This is a genomic window from Janibacter sp. UYMM211, assembly GCF_040547045.1.
GTDB lineage: Bacteria > Actinomycetota > Actinomycetes > Actinomycetales > Dermatophilaceae > Marihabitans > Marihabitans melonis.
Map to the genome: position 1 here is coordinate 1 of NZ_JBEPOY010000005.1, position 14,634 is coordinate 14,634.

Annotated in this window: 15 protein-coding genes; 5 read left to right on the plus strand and 10 right to left on the minus strand. The window is 74.0% G+C overall.

The window, feature by feature from the left end; translation table 11 throughout:
* Positions 1-258 precede the first annotated feature (258 nt).
* From ABIB53_RS13065 to ABIB53_RS13095, 7 genes are all read right to left on the minus strand, one after another.
* The gene (locus ABIB53_RS13065) at positions 259-981 is read right to left on the minus strand and encodes a VOC family protein (RefSeq protein ID WP_354588472.1); all 723 of its coding nucleotides are present in this window, start codon (positions 979-981) and stop codon (positions 259-261) included.
* 57 nt (positions 982-1,038) lie between these two features.
* The gene (locus ABIB53_RS13070) at positions 1,039-1,794 is read right to left on the minus strand and encodes an SDR family oxidoreductase (protein WP_354588473.1); all 756 of its coding nucleotides are present in this window, start codon (positions 1,792-1,794) and stop codon (positions 1,039-1,041) included.
* A 191-nt stretch (positions 1,795-1,985) separates the two neighbouring features.
* Positions 1,986-2,855, minus strand: coding sequence for a carbohydrate kinase family protein (locus ABIB53_RS13075; RefSeq protein WP_354588474.1), 870 nt, complete (start codon positions 2,853-2,855; stop codon positions 1,986-1,988).
* A 5-nt stretch (positions 2,856-2,860) separates the two neighbouring features.
* A complete protein-coding gene (locus tag ABIB53_RS13080; RefSeq protein WP_232311763.1) occupies positions 2,861-3,811 on the minus strand; it encodes a pseudouridine-5'-phosphate glycosidase in 951 nt (316 codons plus the stop codon).
* 66 nt (positions 3,812-3,877) lie between these two features.
* Complete coding sequence (locus tag ABIB53_RS13085) at positions 3,878-4,381, minus strand: aminoacyl-tRNA deacylase (RefSeq protein ID WP_229300159.1); 504 nt, start codon at positions 4,379-4,381, stop codon at positions 3,878-3,880.
* 25 nt (positions 4,382-4,406) lie between these two features.
* Positions 4,407-5,348: a phosphatase domain-containing protein gene (locus ABIB53_RS13090; protein ID WP_354588475.1), complete on the minus strand. Its 942-nt coding sequence runs from the start codon at positions 5,346-5,348 to the stop codon at positions 4,407-4,409.
* On the minus strand, positions 5,345-6,247 hold the full coding sequence (locus ABIB53_RS13095) for a diacylglycerol/lipid kinase family protein (protein WP_354588476.1): 903 nt from the start codon (positions 6,245-6,247) through the stop codon (positions 5,345-5,347). Before ABIB53_RS13095 ends, ABIB53_RS13090 begins: the two co-directional genes overlap by 4 nt.
* A 147-nt stretch (positions 6,248-6,394) precedes the next feature.
* Here ABIB53_RS13095 and ABIB53_RS13100 point away from each other — a divergent pair, with 147 nt between their 5' ends.
* Both ABIB53_RS13100 and ABIB53_RS13105 read left to right on the plus strand, forming a co-directional pair.
* A complete protein-coding gene (locus ABIB53_RS13100) occupies positions 6,395-6,736 on the plus strand; it encodes an ArsR/SmtB family transcription factor (protein WP_191681145.1) in 342 nt (113 codons plus the stop codon).
* 5 nt (positions 6,737-6,741) lie between these two features.
* Entirely contained in the window at positions 6,742-7,230 is a 489-nt protein-coding gene (locus ABIB53_RS13105; protein WP_354588477.1) for an SRPBCC family protein, read from the plus strand.
* A gap of 139 nt (positions 7,231-7,369) precedes the next feature.
* Here the strand turns inward: ABIB53_RS13105 and ABIB53_RS13110 are convergent, their stop codons facing one another.
* Complete coding sequence (locus ABIB53_RS13110) at positions 7,370-8,623, minus strand: YVTN family beta-propeller repeat protein (RefSeq protein ID WP_354588478.1); 1,254 nt, start codon at positions 8,621-8,623, stop codon at positions 7,370-7,372.
* Positions 8,624-8,789: 166 nt separating this feature from the next.
* Between ABIB53_RS13110 and ABIB53_RS13115 the strand changes: the two genes are divergently transcribed.
* Together ABIB53_RS13115 and ABIB53_RS13120 are read left to right on the plus strand one after the other, a co-directional pair.
* Positions 8,790-9,599: a hypothetical protein gene (locus ABIB53_RS13115; RefSeq protein ID WP_354588479.1), complete on the plus strand. Its 810-nt coding sequence runs from the start codon at positions 8,790-8,792 to the stop codon at positions 9,597-9,599.
* A gap of 30 nt (positions 9,600-9,629) precedes the next feature.
* A complete protein-coding gene (locus tag ABIB53_RS13120; protein ID WP_123092645.1) occupies positions 9,630-11,138 on the plus strand; it encodes a DHA2 family efflux MFS transporter permease subunit in 1,509 nt (502 codons plus the stop codon).
* Positions 11,139-11,299: 161 nt separating this feature from the next.
* On the opposite strand, the gene ABIB53_RS13125 is transcribed toward ABIB53_RS13120, so the two are convergent.
* Positions 11,300-12,439 (minus strand): XdhC family protein, encoded by a 1,140-nt coding sequence (locus ABIB53_RS13125; RefSeq protein ID WP_191565167.1) that lies wholly within the window; start codon positions 12,437-12,439, stop codon positions 11,300-11,302.
* 58 nt (positions 12,440-12,497) lie between these two features.
* Entirely contained in the window at positions 12,498-13,295 is a 798-nt protein-coding gene (locus tag ABIB53_RS13130) for a maleate cis-trans isomerase family protein (RefSeq protein ID WP_354588480.1), read from the minus strand.
* A 272-nt stretch (positions 13,296-13,567) separates the two neighbouring features.
* On the opposite strand from ABIB53_RS13130, the gene ABIB53_RS13135 reads away from it, so the two are divergent.
* Positions 13,568-14,599: a 2,5-dihydroxypyridine 5,6-dioxygenase NicX family protein gene (locus tag ABIB53_RS13135; protein WP_354588481.1), complete on the plus strand. Its 1,032-nt coding sequence runs from the start codon at positions 13,568-13,570 to the stop codon at positions 14,597-14,599.
* Positions 14,600-14,634 lie beyond the last annotated feature (35 nt).

The following is a 14,634-nucleotide window of genomic DNA, read 5'->3' on the forward strand; positions in this document are numbered from 1 at the left end:
GCTCCCGTCGCGAGCCGCGCGCGGGTCGAGGGGGGCCCACCCCCCCCCCCCGGGCGGGGGGAACCCCCCCCCGGGGGGGGGGGGGGGGGGGGCCCCCCCCCCCCCCCCCCCCCCCCCCCCCCCCCCCCCCCCCCCGGGCCCCCCCCCCCCCCCCCCCCCCCGGGGGGGGGGGCCCCCCCCCCCCCCCCCCGACAGGCGGAGACCGGCGGCGCGTGGTCTCGAGGCTCCTCCGTCGCACCCTCGACCAGCAGCTGACCCCTACGCGGGGCCGACGATGAGGGTGGGGACGCACAGGTCGGGGTCGCGGACGGTGGCGACGAGGGTGCCCTGCTTGCGACCAGGACGGACCTCGGAGACGTCGACCTCGGCACCGAGCAGCCGCTCGCGTACCGCGGCGACGTCGGGGGTGCGCCAGGCGATCCCGGAGAGGCGGTCGGCTCCCCCTTCGCCCCCGTCGCCCTCGCCGTCCAGACGCGTGACGACCTCGACGACCGAGTCGCCCGCGCGGAAGAACAGGCCGCGCATGCGGTGCTCGGGCATCGTGCGGTCCAGGCGCAGCTCGAGCCCGAGCCGCGCGCCGTACAACGCCGCAGCCCGGTCGGGGTCGGTGCTGCTGACGACGACGTGGTCGACCCCTTCGATCCCGCCGCGGGGGTCGAGGTCGACCTGACCGGTCGTGCCCGCCACGCGCCACGACGTGCCGGCGACGTCGACGACGCCCCCGTCGACGGGCAGGCCGCGACGACCGATGAGGGTGAGCGTCTCGCTGACGTCCGTGGCCGCGAGGGTGACGGCGGCGAGCCCCTCGGGCCCCCCGACGGTCGGGCCGACGCCGACAGCGACACCGCCGACGACGAGCGCAGGCGAGTGCTCGATCCCGGCGAAGCGGCACCACGCCTCGCGGGTGGCGTCGACGTCCTCGGAGGCGATGCTCACCCCGCTGATCCCGACGACCTCCTGCGCGCGCTGCGTGTCACTCATGGGCGCAGCCTGGCAGGTGGGGGACCCGCGACGCACGACGGCGTCGAGGGTCCCCGGTCACATGAGCTTGCGGACCACCGGCAGCGGGGCGACCTGCATGACCTTGGCGAGCGCGGCCCACGGGCGGGCGGGGACGAAGGCCTTCGCCCGACGCGCCTCGATCGCCGCGACCATCGAGCGCACGCCGGTCTCGGTGTCGACCATGAAGCGGACCTTCTGCTCGACCTTGTCGTTCATCTCCGAGCGGATGTAGCCCGGGCAGATGACGGAGACGTCGATGTCGAGGTCGGGCTTGCCGAGCATCTCGCTGCGGATGCCCTCGCCGAGGCTCGCGACGGCCGCCTTGCTCGCCGCGTACGCGGTCATCGACGACGGGAAGCCGCGCACCGAGGTCACCGAGCTGATGATGACGAGGTGCCCGCTCTTCTGCTCGCGGAAGACCTGCATCGCGGCCTCCGCCTGCGCGAAGGCCCCGAGGACGTTCGTCGTCAGCGTCTCGCGGTTGGCGTAGTGGCTGCCCTTGCCGACCGGCGCGCCCTTGCCGAGCCCGGCGTTGACGACGTAGCGCTCGATCGTGCCGAAGTCCTCCTGCACCCGCCGGGTCACCGCGAGCACCGCCTCGTCGTCGGTGACGTCGAGCGGGTAGGTCTCGACCCGGCGACCCGGGTGCGCCGCGGTGATCTCGGCCTGCAGCGCGTCGAGCCGGTCGGTGCGGCGGGCGGTGAGGGCGAGGTCGTGGCCGAGCGCCGCCATCTGACGGGCCATCTCGGCACCGAGGCCGGAGCTCGCGCCGGTGATGAGGGTGGTGGGCATGGGGTCTCCTGCGGGTCAGCGGGCGGCGGGTCGGGCCCACCCTAGGAGGAGGTCGCGGCGGGTGACCCGCGGGTAGGACGACCGTCACGGGACGAGCACGGTCCGCACCTCCCGCAGGACCGGGGTACGACCGAGCTCGTGGGCGGCCGCGGTCGTCGTACCCGCGCGTCACGAGGCGAAGGGGGGGACCCTCAGGCCGGAGGGAGGACCGCGCCGGCGGCGGTGACGACCCGGCGAGCCAGGGCGTGCCCGGCCTCGACGGCGGCGACGAGCTCGCTCCCGGCGAGCGTCGCCCCGAGGAAGCCCGCGGCGAAGGCGTCGCCCGCGCCCGTCGTGTCGACGACCCCGTCGACGGGGGCGACGGGCACGACGAGCGCGTCCGCGCCGGCACGCAGCACCCGCGTCGGGTCGGCACCGGCCCGGGCGAGGACGACGGCGCTGGGGTGGGCGTCGAGCCAGGCCGGGTCGTCGAGGCCGAGGGCGTGGACCTCGTCGGCGTTCGCGCTCACCCACGTCGGGGCGACCCGGGCGAGGACCTCGCGCACCCAGCCCGCGCCGTGGCGGTCGACGAGCAGGGTCGAGGAGAGGTCGACGCAGACCCGTCCGCCGGCGGAGCGCACCGTGTCCGCGGCCGCGGCGAGCGCGTCGGGCGTGGTCCCCCCGTCGAAGCCGTACAGCGGCAGGTGCAGGACCTCGACGCCGTCGAGCCATCCGGGCTCGACGCTCTCGACGAGGGCGCTGGCCCCGCGGCTCGGGTACATCGTGCGCTCGCCGTCCTGCTCGACGACGACGACGACGACACCGGTCGTGCCGCGCTCCTGGACCCGCACGTCGACCCCGTGGCCGGCGAGCTCGGCGACGAGGGCCCGCCCGGCGACGTCGTCGCCGACGCACCCGACGAAGCGGGTCGGGGTGCCGCTCGCCGCGGCGAAGGCCGCGACGTTGGCCGCCGACCCACCCCGCTGCGTGCTCACCTGCGCGGCGACGTCGCTCCCCCGCCGCAGCGGCTCATGGGTGAGGACGACGACGTCCTGGACGAGGTCGCCCGCGACAGCGAGCACGCGGCTCAGCCGCTCACGCCGGCGGCGAGCGCCGTGGCGACCTCGCAGCCGAGCGCGACGTTGTTGCGGTAGAGCGCGACGTTGGCGTCGAGGGACTCCCCCTTCGTCGCGCGCTGGATGAAGTCGAGGAGGAAGGGCGTCGTCGCCTGGCCGCGCACGCCCTGGTCGTCGGCTGCCGCCCAGGCGCGCTCGATGACCTCGTCGAGGGCCACCGGGTCGAGGCTGTCGCCCTCGGGGATGGGGTTGCCGACGAGGACCGAGGCGGGCAGGCCCAGGCCGCGCGAGGCGCGGTAGAGCGCCGCGACCTGCTCGGGGCTGTCGACCTGCTGGGCGAGGGGGTAGCCGGAGTCGTGCACGTAGAAGCCCGGGTAGCGCAGGGTGCGGTAGCCGACGACCGGCACCGACAGGGTCTCGAAGCGCTCGAGCGTCGCGGGGATGTCGAGGATCGCCTTCGCGCCCGACGAGACGAGGACGACGGGCACCCGCGAGAGCGTCACGAGGTCGGCGGACTCGTCGAAGGTCGTGCTCGCCCCGTGGTGGACGCCGCCGAGCCCCCCGGTGGAGAAGACCTCGATGCCCGCGGCGTGCGCGAGGAAGGCGGTCGCCGCGATGGTCGTGCCGGCGCTCGCACCGGTGGCACGGGCGATCGGCAGCTCGCGCACCGAGGCCTTGATGACGTCCTCGCCGGCGAGCCGCTCGACCTGCGCGGTGCTCATGCCGACCGTCGGGACGCCGTCGACGACGCCGATCGTCGCGGGCACGACGCCGGCGGCGCGCACCTGCTCCTCGGCCGCCAGCGCGACCTCGAGGTTGCGCGGGCGCGGCAGCCCGTGGGTGAAGATCGTCGACTCCATCGCGAGGACCGGGCGGCCGGCGGCGACGGCCTCGCGCACCTCGCTCGAGACCGCGACGGCGGTGGGGTCGGGCAGGGTCGAGGTGGGGGTCGAGTCGCTCACGCGGCACAGGCTATCCGGGGGTCGTCGGCCCCCTCTGCCGCGTCCCCGAGCGCGGGACGCGGCCGCTCAGGCGGGCCGGGTGACCCCGGCGACGTCGGCCCCGAGGACCTCGACGAGACGGGCTGCGGGGACGGTCGCCGCGACCCCGTGCGCGCCCGCGCCGATGGACACACGGCGCCCCTCGGGCCGCAGGATCGAGGCGTCCGCGACGACCGGCCAGGCGTGCGTGGACCCGAAGGGGGTGATCGTGCCCCGCTCGTAGCCGGTGACGTCGCGGGCCGTGCCCGCGTCGGGCATCGACAGCCGGCTCACCCCGAGGTGCTCGCGCAGCAGCGGCCAGTCGATCTCGCGGTCGCCCGGCACGAGGACGAAGAGGTGGTCGTCGTCGCCCCGGCGCACGACGAGGGTCTTGACGATGTCGGCGGGCTGCACCCCGCGGGCGGCAGCGGCCTCGGCGAGCGAGCCCACCCGGCCGTGCCGGGTCACCTCGTGCTCGATGCCCGCGGCGAGCATCGCCGCGACGGCCCTGCGCTCGCCCTCGGAGGTCTCGACCGGCTCGTGCTCGCTCATCGGCCCAGCGTAGGGGCGGGCGGTGTCAGCCCAGGAGCCCCGCGACGTCGCGCTCGAAGAGCGCCCGGGTGTCCCGCTCCTGCTCCGCGCTCTCCCAGGCGACCTCGTCGAGCTCGGCCAGGGCCTGCTCGGTGACCTCGGCGACCCCCGCGTCGGAGACCAGCCCCAGCCGCTGGGCCACGCCGGCAGCGCCGACGTAGGTGTCGACGACGTGCACGCCGAGCGCGGCGAGCCGGTCGCGCTCGGGCTGCGCCGTGGCGACGACGTCGTGGACGAAGACGGCGGGGCAGTCCTGCGGGTAGGCCTCGCGCATCCGGGTGCCGACGAGGACGTCTCCCTGCCCGGTGTCGCCGACGAAGACGACGCCGTACTCGGGGAAGGCCTGGCGGTAGCGCTCGACGTTCGCGAGCTTGACGTCGGCCATCGCGTCCTTGCTGCGCAGCCCGAGGAGCTCGCCGGCGAGCACGGAGGAGGAGACGACGCCGGCCTTGCGCAGCGCGTCCTTCGTCGAGCCCTCGACGAGACCCATCGCGAGCTCGGGCCGGGCGGTGACGAAGGTGAGGTCGCCGCGGGAGAGCGGGTTGTCGACCGGTCCGTCGTCGAGCGCCTGGAGGAAGGCGAGGACCCCCGGCACCGGGGTGTGCCCGCGGGGGTAGCGCGTCTCGTGGATCATCGGGAAGACGGTGTCGTCGATGTCCGAGAGCACCTTGACGCCGACCCGGCCGAGGGCCTGCGCCTCGGCCGCGAGATGGGCGAGAACCCGCCCGCGGATCTCCTCGTCGTCGACGTCGTCGAAGAGCAGCTGCTCGAGGTCGTGATGGTCGTCGCGCCGGTTGATCGCGTTCTTCAGCTCGGTGAGCTCGACGCCGTGCAGCGAGGTGAAGATCTCGGCGAGCCGGCGCTCGTCGGCCGCGCTCGTCCACCCCTCCTGCAGCTCGTGCACCTCGGTGACCAGGTCCGTGCTCATCGGGCTCCTCCTACGACGTCGATCGCGCGTCGCTCGACGCGCACCCGCAGCCGGTCGACCCGGCCCATGATGTCCCCGTCGAGCTGGACGTGGAGCGGCTGGTCCGCGGTCACCTCGAGCGAGGCAGCCCGGCGGGTGCGCAGACCCGGGACGTCCCGGCGCAGGCCGAGGACCCCCTTCGCCGCCACCGGGAGCCAGCCGACCGGGCGGGCGACGGTCACCTCGAGGACGTCGAGGAGACCGTCGTCGAGGAGCGCGCCGGGAGCGATCTGGACGCCGGCGCGCACCCGGCCGCAGCTCGCGGCGAGCACGCTCCACGCGACGACCTCGCGGGCCGGGCCGTCGTCGAGGCGCACCCGGACGGGCACGGGGCGGCGCAGCGCGTGGCGCGCGGCCGGGGTGACGTAGGCGGGCCACCCGATGCGGTGCTTGAGGTCGTCGCGGGTGTCGGCGACGGTGGCCGCGTCGTGGCCGATGCCGGCGAGCACGACGAAGGGGTGCTCGCTCCCGTCCTCGCCGAGGCGGGCGAGACCGAGGTCGAGGGGGCGGCGGCGGCCGTCGAGGGCCGTGTCGACGGCCCGGCCCGTGTCGCGGGTCGCGAGACCGAGGTTGTGCGCCAGGAGGTTCGCGGTGCCGCCGGGCACCAGCCCCATCGCGACCCCGGTGCCGGCGAGGCCGTGGGCGACGGCGCGCACGGTGCCGTCGCCGCCGCATGCGAGGACGAGCTCGGCCCCGGCGCCGGCGGCCGTGGCCGCCTGGTCGCGACCGGTCGAGTCGACGGTGGTCTCGAGCACCTCGGGCTCGGGCCACCGGCGCTCGGCGCACCCCTGGGCGACCCGGTCGGCGACCCCCTTCGCCCGCGTCTTGGAGGGGTTGACCACCACCGCGACGCGCGTCATGCCCGAAGGCTACGGGTCGCACCCGCCCGAGATGCCGGCACGCGCGCCGGGTGCAGCACGCGCACATGCCGGCATCCGGGGTCTTGACATACAACCGATCGGTTGTATGTTTGACGTGTGGCTGACGACGAGGACCGCGCGGACGCGATGTTCCACGCCCTCGCCGACCGGACCCGGCGCGACATCCTGCGCCGCGTGCTGGCCGGGGAGCACTCGGTGTCAGCGCTCGCGGAGAAGTACGACATGTCCTTCGCCGCGGTGCAGAAGCACGTCGCCGTCCTCGAGCGCGCGGGCCTGATCACCAAGCGACGCGAAGGTCGCACGGCGATGGCCAGCGGAGACGTCGAGGCCGTGCGCTCGGTGGGTCAGCTGCTCGGCGAGATCGAGCAGGTCTGGCGCGGCCGGGTCGCCCGGATCGACGACCTGCTCCTGCGCGGCAGCACCGACGTCTCACCGATCACCCCACCCGAGCAGGACCGAGAGGACTGAGCACCATGCCCGTCACCGACATCACCCCCGACGTCGAGGGTCGTACCCTCACCGTCGTCGCCGACTTCGCCGCCCCCGTCGACCGCGTGTGGCAGGTCTACGCCGACCCGCGCCAGCTCGAGCAGGTGTGGGGCCCGCCGGACTACCCCGCGACCTTCGTCGAGCACTCGCTGACCCCCGGCGGCCGGATGGTCTACTACATGACCTCGCCCGAGGGCGAGAAGTACTACGGCTACTGGGAGGTCGGAGACGTCGAGGAGCCCCGCCGCTTCGACTTCGCCGACGGCTTCGCCACAGACGAGGCCGGCACGCCCGCCCCGGAGCTGCCGGTGTCGCGCGCGACGATGACCTTCGACGCCACCGACGGCGGCACCCGCCTGACGACCGTGTCGACCTACGAGAGCGCCGAGGCGCTCCAGCAGGTGCTCGACATGGGCGTCGTCGAGGGCACCGCGGGCGCGATGAACCAGATCGACGCGCTCCTCGCCGCCTGACCCCCCTTCGCCCCCTCCACTTTCCCGCCCAGGGCGGGAACATTCGACCTCGGGAAGGACATGTTCTTTCCCGAGGTCGCACTTTCCCGCCCTGGGCGGGAAAGCTGTGACTGGGGAGCGAAGGGGGACGAGGGCGAGGTCAGGCGCCGCGGCGGGAGTCGTCGTAGACGACGATCGAGCCGGAGTAGCACGCCACCCAGACCCGCTTGGTCGTCGGCTCGTAGGTGACCCCGATCGGCAGCCCGTCGGTGGGCTCGGAGTCGACGAGCTCCATGTCGGCGGTGAGGATCTTCGAGACCCGCACCGCGCCGTACTCGACGACGTAGAGGGCGGCGCCGTCCGGCGAGATCGCCGTCGAGCGCGGGTCGGCCGCGGTCTTCGCCTCGGCGACGACCTCCCCGCTCGACACCTCGACCTTGCTCACCGTCGCGGCCCCGCTGTTCGTCACGTAGAGGTAGTCGCCCTTGGGCGAGATGACGACGTGGCGCGGCTTGTCGCCGGTCTCGGCGAGGGTGCGCACGCTCCCCTTCGCGAGGTCGACCGCGACGGTGCGGTCGCTGCCCATGATCGCGACGTAGGCCGTCGTGCTGTCCGGGCTCACCGCGATGCCGCGGGGGTGCTGCCCGCCCGTGGGGATCGTGCGGGTCACCGTCGCCTTCGCCGCGTCGACGACGGTGAGGTCCATCGAGCACCAGTTGCTCACGAGGACCGAGCGGCCGTCGGGAGTCACGGCGACGTACTTCGGCACCGCGCCGACCTCGACGACCCGCCGCACCTCGAAGGTGCTCGTGTCGAGCTCGTAGAGATAGCTGTTGGAGATGCCGGCGCCCGAGGTGCACGAGTCGGCGCCCTCGGGGGCGAAGCCCTTGCCGTACATCGAGTACTGGCTCACCCACGCGGTGCGCCCGTCGGGGCTGAAGGCGACCTCGACCGGCGCCCCCTTGCTGCGACCGGGGTGGCCCTTCACCCCGAAGTCGGACAGCTCGACGGTGTCGGAGACCGTCGCCACCCTGGCGCCGTCGGGCCGGTAGGCGGTGACCGTGTGGCTGTACATCATGTTCTGCGCGAGGACGAGACCCTGGCCGCTCGCGACGACCGACTTCGGCGTGAGGCCGCCGGTGATCCGCTGCACCCGGACGAGCTCGGTGTCAGCGGTGCCCGCCGGCTCGCCCTGCTCCTCCTGGGGGCGAAGGGGTGGCGCCGCCTGCTCGACCGTCGTCGCCTTCTTCGCCGGGGCGGCCGCGGCGACGGGGGTGGCGGCAGCCGCGGGCTCCGCGTCGTCGCCGCCGAGGAGCACGCGGCCGAGCGCGCACAGCCCGAGCACGACGGCGATGACCACCGCGAGCGCGACGAGGCGGCGCCTCTTGTAGACCGGGTCGTCGTCGACGTACATCCCTGCTCCCCCTTCGGGTCTCGCGCGTCCCCCGCGCGACCCGGCCACGCTATGGCGGCTCCGCCGCCGGTCCGGGGAGGCGCACCGCGAAGGGGGTACCTGGGGAGGGGGTGCGCCAGCCCGAGGGCTGAGGACGACGCGGTGGGAGGGCACCTACCGTCGAGACGTGACCGACACGACGGACGAGACGCCGCACATCGACATCGAGGACCCGCAGGTGTGGGTGCTCGACATCGACGGGCGCCGGCACGAGGTGCGCACCTCGCAGCGCGGCTTCCGCAACCTCGCGACGTGGTCGGTCGACGGCGTCGAGGTCGCGTCGAGCAGCGGCAGCGCGGACTCCCTCGAGCTCGTCGTGCCCGACGACCACGAGCTCGTCGAGGAGATCGGCGCGATGAAGGCCCGTTTCGCCGCGACCGGGCGCCCGCGCCGGGTGACGCACTTCGCGGGGGCGAAGTCCGCGGCGCTGCCCCGGGCGCTCGTCGGGACCGGGGGCACCGACCTCGACCCCGAGCCGGGGAGCCGGGCGCACCGCCGGGAGGAGTGGGCCGTACGGCACCCCGTGCTCGCCTCCGCCGACGACGTCCTCGGCGGTGCGGGCAAGGTCGTCGTGCCGCTCCTCCTCGCCGCGCTGCTGCCGGTCCTCGGGCGCCTCCTCCCGGACTGGGGCCTCGACCTGCCGAGCGTGGACCTCCCCTCGATCCCGTGGCCCGACCTGCCCTCGATCCCCTGGCCCGACCTGTCGGTGCCCTGGCCGGACGTCACCCTGCCGGGGTGGGTGGGCGCGCTCCTCGGCGCCGCGAAGGTGCTGTGGCCGCTCCTGCTCGGCATCGCCGTCGCGGTCGGCGAGCACCGCCGTCGGCGACGCAACGCCGCGGCGCGCGACGACCGGGAGGCTCAGCAGACGGGCGAGGGGGCTCGCGACGGGGACGCGGACGCCGGGGCGGCGCGGCCCGGCCTGGACGAGGAGGAGTGAGCTGTCGGAGGTGCGGCGTAGCGTGATCTGGTGACAACGGCCCGCCCCGCACCCGCTCCGACCAGCTCCACGAACGCCCAGGGTCCGGACAACCCCTGGCCCGCCCTCTGGGCCCTCGTCGTCGGCTTCTTCATGATCCTCGTCGACGCCTCGATCGTCTCCATCGCCACCCCCGCGCTCATGGCCGACTTCGGCGCCGACATCGAGTCGGTCGTGTGGGTGACGAGCGCCTACCTCCTCGCCTACGCGGTGCCGCTGCTCATCACCGGTCGCCTCGGCGACCGCTTCGGGCCCAAGCGCATCTACCTCGTCGGGCTCGTCGTCTTCACCCTCGCCTCGCTCGCCTGCGGGCTCAGCGGGTCGATCACCGCGCTCGTCGTCGCCCGCGTCGTCCAGGGCCTCGGCGCGGCCATGATGACGCCCCAGACGATGTCGGTCATCACCCGCACCTTCCCCGTCGACCGCCGCGGCTCCGCGATGGCGCTGTGGGGCGCGACCGCCGGCGTCGCCTTCCTCGTCGGCCCGCTCCTCGGCGGCGTCCTGCTCGACAGCGTCGGCTGGGAGTGGATCTTCTTCATCAACGTGCCCGTCGGCATCGCCGGGCTCGTCGCCGCGTGGCGGCTCGTCCCCGACCTCGAGACCCGCGGTCACTCCTTCGACTGGGTCGGTGTCGTGCTGTCCGCCGTCGGCCTCTTCGCCGTCGTCTTCGCCGTCCAGGAGGGCGAGCGCTACGACTGGGGCACGATCACCGGGCCCCTCTCGGTGCCGCTCCTCGTCGTCGTCGGCCTCGTCGTCCTCGCCGCCTTCGTCTGGTGGCAGTCCCGCGTGCGCCCCGAGCCTCTCGTGCCGCTCGGCCTCTTCCGCGACCGCAACTTCTCGCTGTCGAACATCGCCATCACGACGATGGGTCTGGCGATCACCGCGATGATGTTCCCCCTCCTCGTGTGGCTGCAGAGCGTGCGGGGCCTGTCCCCCACGCAGGCGGCGCTCGTCCTCGCCCCGCAGGCGATCGCCTCGATCGTGCTCGCCCGCCCCGTCGGCCAGCTCGTCGACCGCATCCACCCCCGGATCCTGCCGACCATCGGGCTGAGCGGCTTCGCGGTGACCCTCGTCGTCCTCGCCCTGCTCATGCGCGCCAACGCCCCGCTGTGGGCGGTCGTGCTCACCTCGACCTTCGTCGGCGTGACCGGCGCCTCGATCTGGGGCCCGCTCGCGACGACCGCCAACCGCAACCTCCCGGTGCAGCTCGCCGGGGCCGGCTCGGGCGTCTACAACACGACCCGCCAGGTCGGCTCGGTCGTCGGCAGCGCGGCCATCGCCGCCCTCATGAGCTCGCGCATCGCGGCCAACGTCGGGGGTGGCGCCGGTCAGGGCATGAGCATGGAGGGCGCCGGGGCGTCGGCCCAGCAGATCCCGCCGGCCGTCGCCGACGCCCTGTCGAAGGCCTTCGGCGAGGCGATGCTGCTGCCCGCCGCCGTCCTCGTCGTCGGCGCCCTCGCCGCTGCCGGCCTGGAGCGGATGAGCCACACGAAGGGCTGAGCCCCCCGGCCCGGCGGATCACCCCTTCGCCCTCCTCTCCCGCACCCGCCGCCGCTTTCCCCCTTCGCCGAGGTATGGCAATCGGTCGGGATCCGCGTCGGATCCCAACCGATTGCCATACCTCGGCGGGCGGGGTGGTGAGGGGGCAGGGGCGAAGGGGGTCAGGCGTGGGGGTGGTGGATCGGGCCGTCGCGGTGGGACAGGCGGGTGCCCGCACCGCCCCACTGGAGGGCGATGATCTCGGCCGCGATCGAGACCGCGGTCTCCTCCGGGGTCCGCGCCCCGAGGTCGAGGCCGATCGGCGAGCTGAGCCGCGCGAGCTCGGCCTCGGTGACCCCGGCGGCTCGCAGCTGGGCCTCGCGCTCCTCGTGCGTGCGCCGCGATCCCATCGCCCCGACGAAGGCGACGTCGAGCCGCAGGGCCACCTCGAGCAGCGGGATGTCGAACTTCGGGTCGTGCGTGAGCACCGTGAGCGCGGTGCGCCGGTCGATGCGCCCGGCCTCGGCCTCCTCGCGCAGGTACTGGTGAGGCCAGCGCACGACGACCTCGTCGGCGCCGGGCAGCCGGGCGGCGGTGGCGAAGGTGGGCCGCGCGTCGCAGACCGTCACGTGGTAGCCGAGCAGACGCCCCTGACGCACCATCGCCGAGGCGAAGTCGATCGCCCCGAAGACGACGAGCCGGGGCCGGGGCGCGAAGACCTCGACGAAGACCCGCATCCCCTCGCCGCGCCGCTCCCCCGACGTGCCGTAGGTGAGCAGCTCCGGGGTGCCCTGCGCGAGCAGGCCCCGCGCGTCGTCGGTCACGGCGTCGAGCCCGCGGCGACCGCCCGGGAAGCCCGCGGCGTCGACCTCCTCGCGCTCGTCCGACCCCGGGTGCACGACGACACGTCGCCCGACGAAGGCGGCGTCGGTGTGCTCGACGACGGTCGCCACGGCGACCGGGCGACCGGAGCGGATGTCCTGCGCGATCGCGCCGAGCTCGGGGAAGAGGTCGCGCGAGACGGGCTGCACGAAGAGCTCGAGCGTGCCGCCGCAGGTGAGACCCACCTCGAGCGCGTCGCCGTCGCTCACGCCGTAGCGGACGAGCTGCGGGATGCCGGCGGTCGCGACCTCCTGGGCGAGCTCGTAGACCGCGCCCTCGACGCAGCCGCCGGAGACCGAGCCCACGGCGCGGCCCTCGTCGACGAGCATCGCCGCGCCGGGCTGCCGCGGCGCAGAGCGCCAGGTCTCGACGAGGGTGGCCAGACCGACGGTGCGGCCGGCTCGCCAGCTCTCGACGAGGTCGTCGAGGACGTCACGCACGGCGGGCTCCCTTCGTCACGGCCTCGGCGGTCCTCGCAGGCTAGCCCGAGCTGCCGGCTCAGTAGCGACCGCTGAGCAGGCTCCCGGCATCGGGCGACTCGGTGGGCAGGCCGAGGTCGGTGAGGATCGACCACGCGGTCGCGGTCGCGGCGGAGATGACGGGCTTGCCGTAGGCGTCCTCGACGGCCTGGATCGCCGGCAGCGAGGGCATCTGCACGCAGGCCGAGAGCACGAGCGCGTCGGCGTCCTCGAGGGCCTGGGCGTCGAGCCGCTTCCAGTGCTCGGTGAGGTCGGCGGGGTCGAGGCGGGCGACCTCGAGGTTGTCGGAGACCTCGAGCGAGAGGGTGTCGAGGACCTCGAAGCCCGCGTCGACGACGTAGTCGGCGACGAGCTGGGTCAGCGGCTTCATGTACGGCGTCACCATGACGACCTTGCGCGCGCCGAGCGCGGTGAGCGCGCGCAGGAGGGCGCCCGCGCTGCTGATGACGGGGGCGCTCACCCCTTCGCTGTCGAGGGCGGCGCGCATCTGGTCCTCGGCGGTGCAGTGGTAGCCCGCACCCTGCGCCATGATCGCGACGAGGCAGGCCGAGGCGACGACGTCGGGACGCGCGTCGGCGAGCTCGAGCGAGGCGCGCTCGGTCTGCGCGTTCATCTTCACGAGCTCCTCGGGCGTCACGTGCTTCATCCGCATGCGGCTCGAGTGGAAGACGAAGTGGTCCTCAGGGTGCACGAGCTCGCGTCGCCCGAAGATCTGCGGCAGCTCGGTCTCCATCGTCAGGTTCGAGCTCGGCACGATCATCCCGATGTGGCGGGTCGTGGCGGAGGTCGTCGGCAGGGGCTGAGCGGCAGTGGTCATAAAACATTCGTACACGTACTAGTTGCCGTTGACAAGGCCCTCTCGACCACCGGTCTACCGTGCCTCGCGGACGGCCGACGACCCCGTCGAGATCCTTGTCGCGCACCGGATTTCCGCCATGTTTCCGGGGCGTTTCGGGGGCGAAGGGGGACCCTCGCCCCGCGACAACCGCCCGTCGAGAAGTTCGGCCGAAGGTCTTGACGGCCCCAACTAGTGCGTATAGAAACGACCTCCATATCCACCCAGCGCCGAGTGAGAAAGAGATGCAGACGATGACCCAGCTGACCTCCGCAGACCTCGTCCAGGCCTTCACCGACGAGCTGCGCCTGTGCAAGCTCGAGCCGGGCGAGCACGTCGTCGTGCTCTCCGAGCCGTCGAGCCGCCAGGACTACGTCGCCGCGTCCTTCGCCGCCGCGAAGGCGTGCGGCGCCCACGTCATCGCGGCCACCGTGCCCGGCGGCAACCCCGACCCGGTGCCGAGCACCCACACCGGCGCAGGTCCCGGTCTCAGCTCGGTCCTGCAGGACACCGTCGCGCAGCAGCTGCTCAAGCAGGCCGACCTCGTCCTCGACCTCACCCGCGAGGGCTTCATCCACGCGCCGATCCAGGACGAGATCCTCCAGGGCGGCACCCGGATCCTCTTCGTGTGCGACGCCCCAGACGTGCTCGTGCGCAACATGCCCACCGCCGCCGACAAGCCCCGCGTGCTCTCCGGCCAGCAGCTCGTGCACGACTCGAGCAGGATGCGCGTGACGAGCGCGGCCGGCACCGACCTCACCGTCGACCTGACGAACGTGCGCTGCGACTACCAGGTCGGCTTCACCGACGACCCGGGCCGGTGGGACCACTGGCCGAGCACGATGGTCCTGTGCTGGCCGGAGATCTCCGACGGCCAGATCGTCATCGCGCCGGGCGACATCCTCCTCCCCTTCAAGGAGTACGTCCGCGAGCCGGTCACCCTCACCGTCTCCGGCGGTCACATCGAGCGGGTGAGCGGCGGTGCCGACGCGAACATGCTCGAGACCTACTTCGCCGACTCCGACGACAAGTGGGCGCGCTACCTCTCCCACATGGGCTGGGGCCTGATGAAGACCGCCGACTGGTTCGCCCAGGCGATGTACGCCAAGCACGAGGTCATGGGCATGGAGGCCCGCGCCTTCGCCGGCAACTTCCTGTGGTCCACGGGTCCCCACCCCGTCCTGCACCGCGACTCCTACGCCCACCTCGACATCGCCATGCGGGGCTGCACCGTGACGCTCGACGACACGACCGTCGTCGCCGACGGCACCCTCGTCGAGTCCTGACCCGCCACCCCCGACCGGTCCCGCCGGTCCCCCCG

What these genes read in the sequence shown, in the direction of transcription:
- ABIB53_RS13065 (WP_354588472.1), bottom strand. Translation starts at nt 981, where the DNA reads ATGAGTGACACGCAGCGCGCGCAGGAGGTCGTCGGGATCAGCGGGGTG.
- ABIB53_RS13070 (WP_354588473.1), bottom strand. Translation starts at nt 1,794, where the DNA reads ATGCCCACCACCCTCATCACCGGCGCGAGCTCCGGCCTCGGTGCCGAG.
- ABIB53_RS13085 (WP_229300159.1), bottom strand. Translation starts at nt 4,381, where the DNA reads ATGAGCGAGCACGAGCCGGTCGAGACCTCCGAGGGCGAGCGCAGGGCC.
- ABIB53_RS13090 (WP_354588475.1), bottom strand. Translation starts at nt 5,348, where the DNA reads ATGAGCACGGACCTGGTCACCGAGGTGCACGAGCTGCAGGAGGGGTGG.
- ABIB53_RS13095 (WP_354588476.1), bottom strand. Translation starts at nt 6,247, where the DNA reads ATGACGCGCGTCGCGGTGGTGGTCAACCCCTCCAAGACGCGGGCGAAG.
- ABIB53_RS13100 (WP_191681145.1), top strand. Translation starts at nt 6,395, where the DNA reads ATGTTCCACGCCCTCGCCGACCGGACCCGGCGCGACATCCTGCGCCGC.
- ABIB53_RS13105 (WP_354588477.1), top strand. Translation starts at nt 6,742, where the DNA reads ATGCCCGTCACCGACATCACCCCCGACGTCGAGGGTCGTACCCTCACC.
- ABIB53_RS13110 (WP_354588478.1), bottom strand. Translation starts at nt 8,623, where the DNA reads ATGTACGTCGACGACGACCCGGTCTACAAGAGGCGCCGCCTCGTCGCG.
- ABIB53_RS13130 (WP_354588480.1), bottom strand. Translation starts at nt 13,295, where the DNA reads ATGACCACTGCCGCTCAGCCCCTGCCGACGACCTCCGCCACGACCCGC.
- ABIB53_RS13135 (WP_354588481.1), top strand. Translation starts at nt 13,568, where the DNA reads ATGACCCAGCTGACCTCCGCAGACCTCGTCCAGGCCTTCACCGACGAG.